13 protein-coding genes are annotated in these 13,176 nt (G+C 68.7%); 11 read left to right on the forward strand and 2 right to left on the reverse strand.

All coding sequences use genetic code 11. The annotated features are described in order from the left end of the window. Positions 1–54 precede the first annotated feature (54 nt). The 4 genes from Q0907_RS07695 (at position 55) to Q0907_RS07710 (ending at position 4,473) form a co-directional block, all read left to right on the forward strand. Complete coding sequence (locus Q0907_RS07695) at positions 55–1,080, forward strand: aspartate-semialdehyde dehydrogenase (RefSeq protein ID WP_299343032.1); 1,026 nt, start codon at positions 55–57, stop codon at positions 1,078–1,080. Between the two features lie 39 nt (positions 1,081–1,119). Then, positions 1,120–2,871 carry a FimV/HubP family polar landmark protein gene (locus Q0907_RS07700; RefSeq protein ID WP_343229810.1) on the forward strand — a complete coding sequence of 584 codons (1,752 nt, stop codon included), beginning with the start codon at positions 1,120–1,122 and terminating at the stop codon, positions 2,869–2,871. Positions 2,872–2,889: 18 nt separating this feature from the next. Beyond that, positions 2,890–3,711, forward strand: a complete 822-nt coding sequence (gene truA, locus Q0907_RS07705; RefSeq protein WP_296282647.1) for a tRNA pseudouridine(38-40) synthase TruA — start codon at positions 2,890–2,892, stop codon at positions 3,709–3,711. Between the two features lie 129 nt (positions 3,712–3,840). Beyond that, the gene (locus tag Q0907_RS07710; RefSeq protein ID WP_299343034.1) at positions 3,841–4,473 is read left to right on the forward strand and encodes a phosphoribosylanthranilate isomerase; all 633 of its coding nucleotides are present in this window, start codon (positions 3,841–3,843) and stop codon (positions 4,471–4,473) included. Positions 4,474–4,475: 2 nt separating this feature from the next. On the opposite strand, the gene Q0907_RS07715 is transcribed toward Q0907_RS07710, so the two are convergent. After that, entirely contained in the window at positions 4,476–5,360 is an 885-nt protein-coding gene (locus tag Q0907_RS07715) for a LysR family transcriptional regulator (RefSeq protein WP_299343036.1), read from the reverse strand. A 97-nt stretch (positions 5,361–5,457) separates the two neighbouring features. Here Q0907_RS07715 and trpB point away from each other — a divergent pair, with 97 nt between their 5' ends. The 5 genes from trpB (at position 5,458) to Q0907_RS07740 (ending at position 10,806) form a co-directional block, all read left to right on the forward strand. Then, the gene (trpB, locus tag Q0907_RS07720) at positions 5,458–6,669 is read left to right on the forward strand and encodes a tryptophan synthase subunit beta (RefSeq protein WP_299343038.1); all 1,212 of its coding nucleotides are present in this window, start codon (positions 5,458–5,460) and stop codon (positions 6,667–6,669) included. Beyond that, positions 6,666–7,463 carry a tryptophan synthase subunit alpha gene (gene trpA / locus Q0907_RS07725; RefSeq protein ID WP_299343040.1) on the forward strand — a complete coding sequence of 266 codons (798 nt, stop codon included), beginning with the start codon at positions 6,666–6,668 and terminating at the stop codon, positions 7,461–7,463. Before trpB ends, trpA begins: the two co-directional genes overlap by 4 nt. A gap of 87 nt (positions 7,464–7,550) precedes the next feature. Continuing rightward, positions 7,551–8,444 carry an acetyl-CoA carboxylase, carboxyltransferase subunit beta gene (gene accD / locus Q0907_RS07730; RefSeq protein WP_299343042.1) on the forward strand — a complete coding sequence of 298 codons (894 nt, stop codon included), beginning with the start codon at positions 7,551–7,553 and terminating at the stop codon, positions 8,442–8,444. Then, on the forward strand, positions 8,441–9,790 hold the full coding sequence (gene glmM, locus Q0907_RS07735) for a phosphoglucosamine mutase (RefSeq protein WP_299343044.1): 1,350 nt from the start codon (positions 8,441–8,443) through the stop codon (positions 9,788–9,790). The genes accD and glmM overlap by 4 nt, the downstream gene beginning before the upstream one ends. A 77-nt stretch (positions 9,791–9,867) precedes the next feature. Beyond that, complete coding sequence (locus Q0907_RS07740; protein ID WP_299343046.1) at positions 9,868–10,806, forward strand: 2-oxoglutarate and iron-dependent oxygenase domain-containing protein; 939 nt, start codon at positions 9,868–9,870, stop codon at positions 10,804–10,806. 138 nt (positions 10,807–10,944) lie between these two features. Here the strand turns inward: Q0907_RS07740 and Q0907_RS07745 are convergent, their stop codons facing one another. Next, entirely contained in the window at positions 10,945–11,757 is an 813-nt protein-coding gene (locus Q0907_RS07745) for an SDR family oxidoreductase (RefSeq protein ID WP_299343048.1), read from the reverse strand. 109 nt (positions 11,758–11,866) lie between these two features. On the opposite strand from Q0907_RS07745, the gene tpiA reads away from it, so the two are divergent. Then, complete coding sequence (gene tpiA, locus Q0907_RS07750; protein WP_299343050.1) at positions 11,867–12,625, forward strand: triose-phosphate isomerase; 759 nt, start codon at positions 11,867–11,869, stop codon at positions 12,623–12,625. 58 nt (positions 12,626–12,683) lie between these two features. Continuing rightward, positions 12,684–13,130, forward strand: coding sequence for a preprotein translocase subunit SecG (secG, locus tag Q0907_RS07755; RefSeq protein ID WP_296282657.1), 447 nt, complete (start codon positions 12,684–12,686; stop codon positions 13,128–13,130). The last annotated feature ends 46 nt before the right edge of the window (positions 13,131–13,176 follow it).

The following is a 13,176-nucleotide window of genomic DNA, read 5'->3' on the forward strand; positions in this document are numbered from 1 at the left end:
AACACAGCCTTCTCCCGTCTGCTGTCTTCACTCCTCCCTTCGCGAAACCCCTCCATGAGCAACCAGAACCGTAGCTTCAACGTCGCCGTCGTGGGCGCCACCGGCGCCGTCGGCGAAACCATGCTGTCCATCCTCGCCGAACGCGATTTCCCGATCGGCAAGCTCGTCGCCCTGGCGTCCGAGCGTTCCGCCGGCGACAGCGTCGAGTTCAACGGTGAAAAGATCACCGTGCAGGACCTGGTCACCTTCGATCCGACCGGCATCGACATCGCGCTGTTCTCGGCGGGCGGCGGCATCTCCAAGGAATTCGCGCCTAAGTTTGCCGCGGCCGGTGCCGTCGTCATCGACAACTCCTCGGCCTTCCGCTACGACGCCGACATCCCGCTGGTCGTCAGCGAAGTGAACCCGGAGCAGGTGCAGCACCGCCCGCGCGGCATCATCGCCAACCCGAACTGCTCGACCATGCAGATGCTGGTCGCGCTCGCGCCCATCCACCGCAAGGTCGGCATCGAGCGCATCAACGTGGCGACCTACCAGTCGGTCTCGGGCGCCGGGCGTTCGGCACTCGAAGAGCTCGGCCGCCAGACCGGCGCTCTGCTGAACTTCCAGGACCCCGATCCGCAACGCTTCCCGGTGCAGATCGCCTTCAACCTGATCCCCCACATCGACGACTTCCTCGACAACGGCTTCACCAAGGAAGAGATGAAGCTGGTGTGGGAAACGCGCAAGATCCTCGGCGACGACAGCATCCAGGTGAATCCCACCGCCGTGCGCGTGCCGGTGTTCTACGGCCACTCCGAAGCCGTCGCCATCGAAACACGCGACAAGATCACCGCCGCGGACGCGCGCGCGCTGCTGGCGTCGTCGCCGGGGGTGGAGGTCGTCGACGATCGCGTACCCGGCGGCTATCCCACGCCGGTCACGCATGCCTCGGGCAACGATGCGGTCTACGTGGGCCGCATCCGCGAAGACCTCTCGCACCCGCGCGGCCTGAACCTGTGGATCGTGTCCGACAACATCCGCAAGGGCGCCGCCCTGAACGCCGTGCAGATCGCCGAGCTGGTGGCGAAAAACGGCTGAGCCGCTATAGTCGTGGCCGGGAAAACTTGGGGAAGGGCCGTGAAACCGAAGCACAGACCTCGGGCGGCAAGACTCCACCTGGCCGGCATGATCGGGCTGGGGCTGGCGTTGCTGAGCAACGCAGCCCTCGCGCTCGGCCTGGGGGAGATCAAGGTCAAATCGCAACCCGGCCAGCCCTTGCTGGCCGAGATCCCGGTCATTTCCAGCGAGCCGGGCGAACTCGAGCAACTGCGCGCGCGCCTGGCGTCGCCGGTGACGTTCGAGCGCGTCGGCCTGCCGCGACCGCAGGGGCTGGTCAACGAACTGGACTTCACGGTCGCGCTGGACGACGCCGGGCGTCCGGTGGTGCGCGTCACCAGCCGCACGCCGGTGGACGTGGCGGCGGTGAACTTCCTGATCGAGGTCGACTGGGGCCAGGGGCGGCTGGTGCGCGAGTATTCGGCGCTCGTCAGCGCGCCGGGCACGCTGGCGGCGGCAGAACAGCCGGTGATCGACGCGCCGGTTGCCGCGCCTACCGACACCATCAGCCGTCCGGTCGAACCGGTCGCCTCGATGCCGCAGGAAACGGCGGAAGCATCGCCTGAAGCGCCCGCGCAGCCCACGCCGGCACCGGCGGCGGCGGCGGCGGCGGCACCCGTTGCGTCCGTGGCACAGGCGGCTTCCGTGGCGCCCGGTGGAACGCTGGCGCCGGTGCGTCGTGGCCAGTCGCTTTCCCAGATCGCGGCGCCGCTGGCACGCGAGCAGGGTTACACGCTGGACCAGGCGATGGTCGCACTGCTGCGCGCCAATCCCGAGGCCTTCATCAACGGCAACCTCAACCTGCTGAAGCAGGGCGCGGTGTTGCGCGTCCCGGACGTGGCGGACGCGCAGACGATCCTGGAGGGAGAAGCCGCGGCGCTGGTGCGCAGCCAGATCGCGGAGTGGCGCCGCGCACGCGCGCCCATTCCGCAACCGGCCGCCGTCGTCGACGCCGCGCCAGCGACGGCGCCTGCCGCGGCGGCATCCCGCCCGGCACCGGTGGCGGATGCACGGCTGGAAATCGCGCCCGCGGCCACGAGCACGTCGGGTTCTGGAACGCAGTCCGGCGTCAGCGCCGGCGGTGAGGGCGAGATGTTGGCGAACGAACAGTTGCAGCAGTCGAAGGAAGACCTGGCCGCGCGCGAAGCGGAAGTGCAGGAGCTGCGCTCGCAGGTCGCGGACCTGGAAAAGCTCAAGGCGCAGCAGGAACAACTGCTGGCCATGAAGGACAGCGATCTCGCCGCCGCACAGCAGCGGCTGGCGCAGAGCAACGGCAGCGACGGTGGCGTGCCGGTGTGGGCATGGGCGGGCTTCGGCCTGCTGTTCGCGGGCGCGCTGGCCTGGGGATTCGCGCAACGCCGCCAGCGCCTGTCGCCCGCGCCGGTACCGCGCAACCCGGTGTTCGGCAAGGCGCCTGCCGAAAGCCGCGCTGCCGAACTCGCTGCCGTGATCCCGCAGACGGTGCCCGAGGCGGAGACGGCGCCGAGCCCGGTGCTGGAGCCGTCCGTCGCCGCGCCGCCGAAGGTCGCGCCGACCCCGGTAGCCAAGCCTGCGAAGGGCCCCACCTGGCACGCAGGCGGGGCTGCCTCCGGCGCACCGGTGGCACCTGCGTCGACGCCGGCGCCGGCCGGCCGCGACCGTCTTGAACTGGCGGTGGCCTACCTCGACCTGGGCGACGTGGCCACGGCCCGTGATCTGCTGAACGAAGTGGCGGCGGGCAACGATACCGGCGCGCGCGACGAAGCCCTGCAGCTGCTCCGCGATATCGGATGAAGGGCGCGGAGTGATGTCGTGACGCGCTATGCGCTGGGTGTCGAATACGACGGCAGCGAATTCCTGGGATGGCAACGGCTGAGCAAATCCGGCACGCCGGACGACACCCGCACCGTGCAGTCGGCGCTGGAACTCGCGCTGTCGTCCGTCGCCGATGCCCGGGTGGATACGATCTGCGCCGGCCGCACCGACGCCGGTGTGCATGCCCAGTGCCAGGTCGTGCATTTCGACAGCGACGCGGCGCGGACGCCACGGGGCTGGCTGCTGGGGGCGACGGCGCGGTTGCCGCCTGCCGTCTGCGTACGCTGGTGTCAGCCGGTGGCCAAGGATTTCCACGCGCGCTTCTCGGCGCGTGCCCGCCGCTACCGTTACACGCTGGTCAACCGCCTGGCGCGACCGGCGATGGAGCGGCAATACCTCAGCTGGGAAAAGATCCCGCTGGATGCCGATGCCATGCACCGCGCCGCCCAGGTGCTGGTCGGCGAGAACGACTTCAGCGCGTTCCGCACCGTGCATTGCCAGTCGCCGCATGCGATGCGCAATCTCCATGCGATTTCGGTGGCGCGACAGGGCGAGCGGGTGGTCGTGGAGGTGCAGGCCAATGCCTTCCTGCACCACATGGTGCGCAACATCGTCGGTTCGCTGCTGGTGGTGGGGCGGGGTGAGCGGCCGGAAACTTGGGTGGGCGAGCTGCTGGCTGGCCGTGATCGCACGGTGGCCGGACCGACCGCACCGCCGGATGGCCTGGTCTTCGTCAGTCCGCTGTACCCGGCGGAGTGGCAGCTGCCCGCGGAAGTGACGCTGCAGGACACGCCCGTCGCGACCGCGGCGCCGTTGTAGGAGCGGACGATGTCCGCACTGCTTTTCCAGGCACGCCCGCCCGGCGGATAGGCCCCGCCGGCATGGCCCGGCTCCGCGCGATCTCCCGAAAGCGGCTACGCTTCCGCGACGCCCGACCTTTTCCCCACCATGCACATGCGCATCAAATTCTGTGGCCTGACGCGTGCCGAGGATGTCCGCCTGGCGGTCGAACTGGGCGTGGACTACGTCGGCCTGGTGTTCGCGCCGCACAGTCCGCGCCGGCTGCTGCTCGGCCAGGCGCGCATGCTGCGCGACCTGGTGCCGGAAGAGATCGCGGTGGTCGCGCTGGCCATGGACAACACGCGTGGCGACATCGAGCACATCGTGGAATCGCTGCAGCCCGACTTGCTGCAGTTCCATGGCGACGAAGACGATGCATTCGCGACCTCCTTCGGGCGCCCGTACTGGAAGGCGATCGCGATGGGCGGGCAGGACGCGGGCGTATTCGCCCGCCTGTCGGCCTATCCGGGCGCGCAGGGCTTCCTGTTCGACGGCCACGCCGCAGGCGAGCAGGGGGGGAGCGGGCAGCGCTTCGATTGGCGCCGCATGCCCGCGTCCACCGACAAGCCGTTCCTGCTGGCCGGCGGCCTGACGCCCGAGAACGTCGGCCTCGCGCTGCGCACGGCGCGGCCTTGGGGCGTCGATGTGTCCAGCGGCATCGAAACGGCGCCCGGCGTGAAGGACGGGGAGAAGATGCGTCGGTTCGTCGAGGCCGTGCGCGAGGCTGAAACCGGCGCTTGAGCTCAGGCCAGCGCGGTGCGCAACCACGCCGCCAGCGCCGGTATCCGTGGGTCCGGGTTGCCGCGCCGGCCACACAGCGCCCACTGCCCGCCGGTATCGGTGAACCCCCAGGGGGCGACCAGGCGTCCGCCTTCGAGATCCGCCTGTACCAGTTCCTGCGGCGCGATGGCCACGCCCAGCCCGGCGACGGCGGCTTCCAGCAGATAGGTCAGGTGATCGAAGCCGGCGCCCCGCCGCGGCTGGCCGATATCCAGGCCCTGCGTGGCGAACCAGCGCGGCCAGGCCTGTGGACGCGAGGCGGTGTGCAGCACGGGCTCGTCGGCGAGCACTGCGGGTGGCGCGCCCGACAGCGCGGCGAACCGGACATGCCTTGGGCTGAACACCGGTCCGATCCGCTCGGGCGCCAGCAGGTGCACATCCCAGCCTGAGGGCCAGGGGGCCTCGCCGACCAGCAGGGCGGCGTCGAGTCCGGTGAGGGCGTCGTCGAACCCTCCCTCCTGTGCCGACAGGTGCAGCGTCAGCGTCGGCAGGTCGACCGCCAGTCGCTCCAGCCGGGGGATCACCCAGCGCGCCAGCAGGCTGCCCGGGCAGCCGAGCACGAAGGCTAGCGGCCGACGGTCACGCTGCATCGCAGCCCAGCCAGCCTGGAGCGAAGAGAATGCGTCGCCGGCCAGGTCGCGCAGGCGCAGGCCATCGGCCGTGAGCGCCAGGCCGCGACCATCGCGGACGAACAACGGGCGGCCCAGCGCCTCTTCCAGGGTGCGCACATGCCGGCTGACCGCTCCGTGGGTGACGTGCAGCTCGGCGGCCGCACGACTGACGCTGCCCAACCGGGCTGCCGCTTCGAACGCACGCAGGGCATTGAGCGGGGGAAGAGGTCGTGACATGGCGTCAGTTTAAATCACGGATTGGTCAGATTTCATGAGTTTTTCGTCCATAACCTGTGCGATACAGTGACGGCTCGCTCTCGCTGGACACAAGACCATGGCCGCCGCTGCCGACTATCACGCCTACCCCGATGCTGCCGGCCACTTCGGCCGGCACGGCGGCCGCTTCGTTGCCGAAACCCTGATCGGCCCCCTGCAGGAACTGGCCACCGCCTACGACACCGCCCGTGTCGATCCGGCCTTCATCGCCGCCTTCGACAAGGACCTCAAGCACTATGTCGGCCGGCCCAGCCCGATCTACCACGCGGAGCGCCTGAGCCGTGAAGTGGGCGGCGCACAGATCCTGCTCAAGCGCGAGGACCTGAACCACACCGGCGCGCACAAGATCAACAACACCATCGGGCAGGCGCTGCTGGCCAGCCGGATGGGCAAGAAGCGGATCATCGCCGAGACCGGCGCGGGCCAGCACGGCGTGGCCAGCGCCACCGTCGCCACCCGGCTGGGCCTGGAGTGCGTGGTGTACATGGGCGCCACCGACATCGAGCGCCAGAAGATCAACGTCTATCGCATGAAGTTGCTCGGCGCGACCGTGGTGCCGGTGACCAGCGGTTCGGCCACGCTGAAGGACGCGTTGAACGAAGCGATGCGCGATTGGGTGACCAACGTGCACGACACGTTCTACATCATCGGCACCGTCGCCGGCCCGGACCCGTATCCGCGCATGGTGCGCGACTTCAACGCCGTGGTCGGCCGCGAGGCGAGGGCGCAGATGCTGGCCGACTACGGCCGCCTGCCGGACGCCATCACCGCCTGCGTCGGCGGCGGCAGCAACGCGATCGGCCTGTTCCACGCCTTCCTCAACGACCCGGGTGTACGTATCGTCGGCGCCGAAGCTGCAGGCGACGGCATCGAGACCGGTCGCCATGCCTCGTCGCTGTCGGCGGGACGCATCGGCGTGCTGCACGGCAACCGCACCTACGTGATCTGCGACGACGACGGGCAGATCATCGAAACGCATTCGATCTCCGCCGGCCTGGACTACCCGGGCGTCGGGCCGGAACACGCGTTCCTGAAGGACAGCGGACGCGCGGAGTATGTCGGCGTCACCGACGACGAAGCGCTCGCTGCATTCCATCGCCTGACACGCACCGAGGGCATCCTGCCGGCGCTGGAGTCCAGCCACGCGGTCGCCCAGGCGATCAAGCTGGCGCGCGAACTGCCGAAGGACCAGCTGGTGCTGTGCAATCTGTCCGGCCGTGGCGACAAGGACGTGCACACCATCGCCGCACGCGAGGGGATCAGCCTGTGAGCCGCTTCGAAAGCAAGTTCGCCGAGCTGAAGACCGCCGGCCGCAAGGCGCTGGTGCCGTTCATTACCGCCGGCGACCCGTCGCTGGAGTCCACGGTGCCGGTGATGCATGCACTGGTGGATGCCGGTGCCGACGTCATCGAACTCGGCGTGCCGTTCTCCGACCCGATGGCCGACGGCCCGGTCATCCAGCGCAGTTCCGAGCGCGCGCTGGCGCGTGGCGCCGGGCTGCGCTACGTGCTGGAGGCCGTGGAGGTGTTCCGCCAGCAGGACGACACGACGCCCATCGTGCTGATGGGTTACCTGAACCCGGTGGAGATCCACGGTGCAGGGCGCTTCGCCCGCGAGGCGGTCGCGGCGGGCGTCGACGGCGTTCTGCTGGTCGACCTGCCGCCGGAAGAGGCCGAAGAGACGCGCGCGGTGTTCAACCGTGAAGGGCTCGCCCTGATCGCGCTGGCGTCGCCGACCACCTCGCCAGAGCGCCTACGGATGCTGTGCGAGACCGCGCAGGGCTACCTGTACTACGTCAGTTTCGCGGGCGTGACGGGTGCGTCCGATCGCCTGGACACCACGGCGGCGGGCGAACGGCTGAAGCAGCTCCAGGCAGGCTCCCGCGTTCCCGTGGTGGCGGGCTTCGGCATCCGCGACGCGGGCAGTGCCCGTGCGATGGCCGCCGATGCCGATGGCGTCGTGGTCGGCAGTGCGCTGGTGGCCGCGCTGGCCGACGCCGAAGGCGATGCACCTGCCCGCGCGTCCGCCTTCCTCGCCCCGCTGCGGGCGGCGCTGGACGCCTGAACCACCGTACGGCTGTGCATGGACGACTGAGCTAAACTGCCGCGCTCAACCATAAGGCCCCTCCCGGGGCAGGCAGCAAGACCACGCATGAGCTGGCTCAGCAAACTGATGCCGTCGGGCATCCGCACCGAGGGCAACGCGGGCAAGAGCAAACGCAGCGTCCCCGAGGGGCTGTGGGAAAAATGCGACCGTTGCGGCGCGGTGCTGTACCGGCCGGAACTGGAGGAAAACCTGGAGGTCTGCCCGAAGTGCAGCTTCCACATGCCCATCCGCGCCCGTGCCCGTCTGGCAGCACTGTTCGACCCGGGCAGCACCCGCGAGATCGGTGCGGCACTGGGTCCGACCGACGTGCTGAAATTCAAGGACCAGAAGAAGTACGCCGACCGCATCAAGGCCGCGCAGAAAAGCACCGGCGAGCGCGACGCGCTGATCACCCTGCAGGGGACACTGAAGGGCCGCGACCTGGTCGCCAGTTCCTTCGACTTTGCCTACATGGGCGGCTCGATGGGCTCGGTGGTCGGCGAACGCTTCTCGCTTGGCGCGGAAAAGGCGCTGGAGATCGGCTCGCCGTTCGTGTGCTTCTCCGCCAGCGGCGGCGCGCGCATGCAGGAAAGCCTGTTCTCGCTGATGCAGATGGCCAAGACCTCGGCCGCGCTGGGCAGGCTGCGCGAAGCGGGTCTGCCCTACATCTCGGTGATGACGCACCCCACGACGGGGGGCGTGTCGGCCAGCTTCGCGATGCTGGGCGACATCAACCTGGCCGAGCCTGAAGCGCTGATCGGCTTCGCCGGCCCCCGCGTGATCGAGCAGACCGTGCGCGAGACGCTGCCGGAAGGCTTCCAGCGGTCGGAATTCCTGGTGGCGCATGGCGCCATCGACCAGATCTGCGACCGTCGCGAAATGCGTGACCGCCTGGCGGACCTGCTGGCGTTGATGATGCGACAGCCCAAGCCCGAAGACAGCGAACTGGTGACCGCATGAGCCGCAAGTATTTCGGTACCGATGGCATCCGCGGCCGGGTCGGTACCAGCCCGATCTCCGCCGACTTCGTGTTGCGCCTGGGTAATGCGCTCGGACGCGTGCTGTGCGAAAACGCGGGCGATGCCCGACCGGTCGTGGTGATCGGCAAGGACACGCGCATCTCCGGATACATGTTCGAGGCCGCCCTGGAAGCGGGCCTGGTCGCCGCGGGCGCCGACGTGCAGTTGATGGGGCCGATGCCGACGCCTGCGGTGGCGTTCCTCACCCGCACGCTGGGCGCGGACGCCGGTATCGTCATCAGTGCGTCGCACAATCCGCATTACGACAACGGCATCAAGTTCTTCTCCGCCGAGGGCGAGAAGCTGGACGACGCCACCGAACTGGCGATCGAAGCCGCGCTGGATGCACCGTTCTTCACCGCCGAATCCGAAAAGCTCGGCAAGGCGATCCGCACGCGCGATGCGGTCGGCCGCTACATGGAATTCTGCAAGGCCAGCGTGCCGCGCCGCTTCGACCTGAAAGGCGTCAAGCTGGTGCTGGATTGCGCGCATGGCGCCACCTACCACATCGCACCGCTGCTCTTCCGCGAACTGGGGGCGAACGTCGTCACCATCGGGGCGGAACCGAACGGCGTCAACATCAACGACGGCGTGGGCTCGATGCACATCGACAGCCTGGCCGCGAAGGTGCGCGAGACCGGGGCGCAGCTGGGCATCGCCTTCGATGGCGATGGCGATCGCGTGCTGATGGCGGACGGGCAGGGCACCCCCGTCGATGGCGACCAGCTGATCTACCTGCTGGCGCGCGACTGGCAGGCGAGCGGCCGTTTGCGCGGTCCGGTGGTCGGCACGCTGATGACCAACTATGGCCTGGAGCGCGCGCTCGGCAAGCTCGAGATTCCGTTCGTCCGCACCAAGGTCGGCGACCGTTACGTCCACCAGGCGCTGGTGGAAGGCAATGCGGTGCTCGGCGGTGAAGCCTCCGGCCATCTGCTGTGCCTGGATCGCACGACGACCGGCGACGCGATCATCGCGGCGTTGCAGGTGCTGGAATCCTTGAAGCGCCGCAAGCTGACGCTGCGCGAGGCGTTGGATGGCCTGGCGATGCTGCCGCAGAAGACCATCAACGTGAAGCTGGCCAACGGCGCCAAACCTACCGAGGCCGCCAGCGTGCAGGCCGCCCTGGCGCAGGCGCAGGCCGCGGTGTCCGGTCGTGGTCGTGCGTTCCTGCGCCCTTCCGGCACCGAGCCGGTCGTGCGCGTGACCGTGGAGGCCGATGACGACACGCTGGTGAGGAACACGCTGGAAACCCTGGCCGAGGCCGTGCGCGCCGCTGCCACGGCCTGAATCGGATCCATGAACGTCCGGCGCGGGACGGGTCCGATGATCCACCGCGCCTTCCCCCTGTTGTTGGAGCAGATTGCATGAGTGCCCGTATCCCCACGCTGGACATCACCCGTTTCGATACCGACCGCGAGGCGTTCGTCGCCGAGCTGGGTGCGGCGTATCGCGAATGGGGTTTCGCCGGCATCCGCAACCACGGCATCCCGCAGGCGCAGATCGATGCTGCCTACGACGTGTTCAAGCGCTTCTTCGCGTTGCCCGATGACGTGAAGAAGCAGTATCACGTCCCGGGCAGCGGCGGCGCGCGCGGCTACACGCCGTTCGGCGTGGAAACCGCGAAGGACTCCAAGCATTTCGACCTGAAGGAGTTCTGGCACATCGGTCGCGAGATCGCGGACGATTCCAAGTATCGCGACGTCATGCCGCCGAACCTGTGGCCGGACGAGGTGGCAGGCTTCCGCGAACATGGCTATGGCCTGTACCAGGCGCTGAACCAGCTGGGCTCACGCGTGCTGTCGGCGCTGGCGCTGCACATCGGCCTGCCGGAAACCTATTTCGCCGACAAGACCGATTCGGGCAATTCGATCCTGCGTCCCATCCACTATCCCCCGATCACCGCCGACGACATCCCCAACGTGCGCGCCGGTGCGCACGAGGACATCAACCTCATCACGCTGCTGGTCGGTGCGAGCGCGGCCGGCCTGGAAGTGCGGTCGAAGCAGGGCGAGTGGGTGCCGTTCACGTCGGACGCCGACACCATCGTCGTCAACATCGGCGACATGCTGCAGCGCCTGACCAACCACGTGTATCCGTCGACCACGCACCGCGTGACCAATCCGCCCGGCGAGCAGGCGCGCCAGCCGCGGTATTCGGTACCGTTCTTCCTGCACCCCAATCCGGATTTCCTGATCGACGTGCTGCCGTCCACGATCACGCCGGACAATCCAAAGCGTTATGCGGAACCGATCACGGCGCAGGGTTATCTGGAAGAGCGTCTGCGCGAGATCAAGCTGAAATAACCACTGCCTCGTGCGCCGCGGGTAGCGACCGCGATGGGACCTGCGGTGGCGTCAGGCGGAAAGCATCGCGGGCACGGCCCGCTTCTACGGGATCCTGGTGGTCTGCAGGAGCGCCCTCGGGCGCGATGCCTTCCTTCCTCAATCCAGCGGCCGAACCTTGCGGGAGTTCCGCGCCATCAGGCCCATCGCCATGCGGTGCGGCAGCAGCTTCACGAGTGCATGCATCCACCGGTAGCGCCAGCCGGGAATCACCAGGATGTCGCCGCGCTCGTTGCCCTCTATGCCTTCGCGAGCCACGTCCTTCGCCTGCAGCCACAGGGCCGGCGACACCTGCATGCGCGACCGGGTGCCGGTGACATCGTGGAACTCGGAATAGGTGAAGCCGGGGCATAGCGCAGTGACGTGAACGCCCCGGTCGGTGTTCTCCAGCGCCATCGCCTCGCTGAACTTCAGCAGGAAGCTCTTCGCAGGCGCGTACAGCGTCTGCCCCTCGGCCGCCGGCATCAGCGCCGCGAACGAGGCGACGTTGAGGATGCGGCCTTGCCCGGAGGCGCGGATGGAGGGCAGCAGCCGCCATGTCAGGTCGCAGACGGCCGTTACCATCACCTGAAGGAAGGCTGCATGTGCGCTCCAGTCATTGCTGCGATACCGCCCGGGCATGCCGTAGCCGGCGTTGTTGACCAGGATGCGGACCTGCACGCCCCGCCGTTCGAGTTCGGCGACCAGGACTGCTGGCGCGTCCGGTTCCGCCAAGTCGGCCGCGACCACTTCCACGGCGACCTGCGCCCGCAGTTCCGCGGCCAACGCCTGCAGTCGTTCCGTGCGGCGCGCAGTCAGCACCAGCGGTACGCCGCGTCGCGCGTACTCGCGCGCGATCTGTTCGCCGATGCCGCTGGAGGCACCGGTGACCAGGGCGTAACCCGCGGTGCGGGCAGGGGAGACGTCGGGCATGTCGGGTCCTGGCATGGGGGCGCGGAGGCGGCCACGATAGCGCGGCAGGTAGGTGTGCCGGACAACATCGGCTAGACTGCGCGACCCGAACTGGACAGGAATTGGTCTTATGCGTCGCAAGCTCGTGGCCGGCAACTGGAAGCTCCATGGCACCCGTGGTTTCGCGACGGTGCTGATGGACGAACTGGTCGCAGGCCTGCCGCTGGACGGCGTGGACCTGCTGATCCTTCCCCCGCTCCCCTACCTGGGCGAGCTCATCGAGGACTACGGCGACCGCGGCGTGGCATTCGGCGCCCAGGACGTCAGCAGCAACGAAAAAGGCGCCTATACCGGCGAGGTATCGGCCTCCATGCTGGTCGACGTGGGCGCCCGGTATGGACTGGTGGGGCATTCCGAGCGCAGGCAGTACCACGATGAAAGCAGTGAGTTCGTGGCGAAGAAGTTCGTCGCGGCCAAGGGCGCAGGCCTGGTTCCGGTGCTGTGCGTGGGCGAGACCGACCAGCAGCGGAGGGACGGGCAGACCGAGTTCCGGATCCAGAAACAGCTGCAGGCCGTGTTCGACCTGGCCGGTCCGCAGGCGTTCGACGGCGCCGTCATCGCGTACGAGCCGGTCTGGGCCATCGGTACCGGCCTGACGGCCACCCCGGCCCAGGCCCAGGCGGTGCATGCGTTCATCCGTGGCGAAGTCGCCGCGCGCGATGCTAGAATCGCCGGCTCGCTGCTCCTTCTGTATGGCGGCAGCGTGAAGCCCGACAACGCCGCGGAACTGTTCTCGCAGCCCGATGTCGATGGAGGGCTGGTCGGCGGCGCTTCCCTGGTCGCCAAGGATTTCCTGGCCATCGCGCGAGCGGCGGCCGGTCGGGGATGACCCCGGCACGACCGGCCCAACGGGGCCGGACGACTCAACCGGTTGAGACTGATTCCAAATGTGGATGTTGATCCTGAATGTGGTGTACGTGCTGGTGGCCATCGCCATCATCGCGTTGGTGCTGATGCAGCGCGGTTCCGGCGCTCAGGCGGGCTCGGGATTCGGCGGGGGTGCGTCCGGTACCGTGTTTGGTGCGCGCGGCGCATCCAATTTCCTGTCCAAGAGCACCAAGTGGCTGGCCATCACGTTTTTCGGCATCAGCCTGTTCATGGCGTGGTACGCGACCCATAGCGCGCGCCCCACCACGCAGCAGAACCTCGGCGTGATGTCCGACCTGCCGGCCGCGCCCGCCGCGCCGGTGGGCGAACTTCCCAAGCCGTCGACCGTACCGAGCACGCCGATCCAGCCGACGCCCGCCGCGCCGGCCAACAGCGTGCCGGCCGCGCCGCAGGAAACGGCACCGGCGACGGAAACGCCTCCCGCGACACCGCCGCAAGGCGGCTGAGCGCGGATACAATGGCGGGGCGCCGAGCGCATCGCACGAAGTTCAA

It is taken from the genome of uncultured Pseudoxanthomonas sp. (genome assembly GCF_947498795.1).
Classification (GTDB): Bacteria; Pseudomonadota; Gammaproteobacteria; order Xanthomonadales; family Xanthomonadaceae; genus Pseudoxanthomonas_A.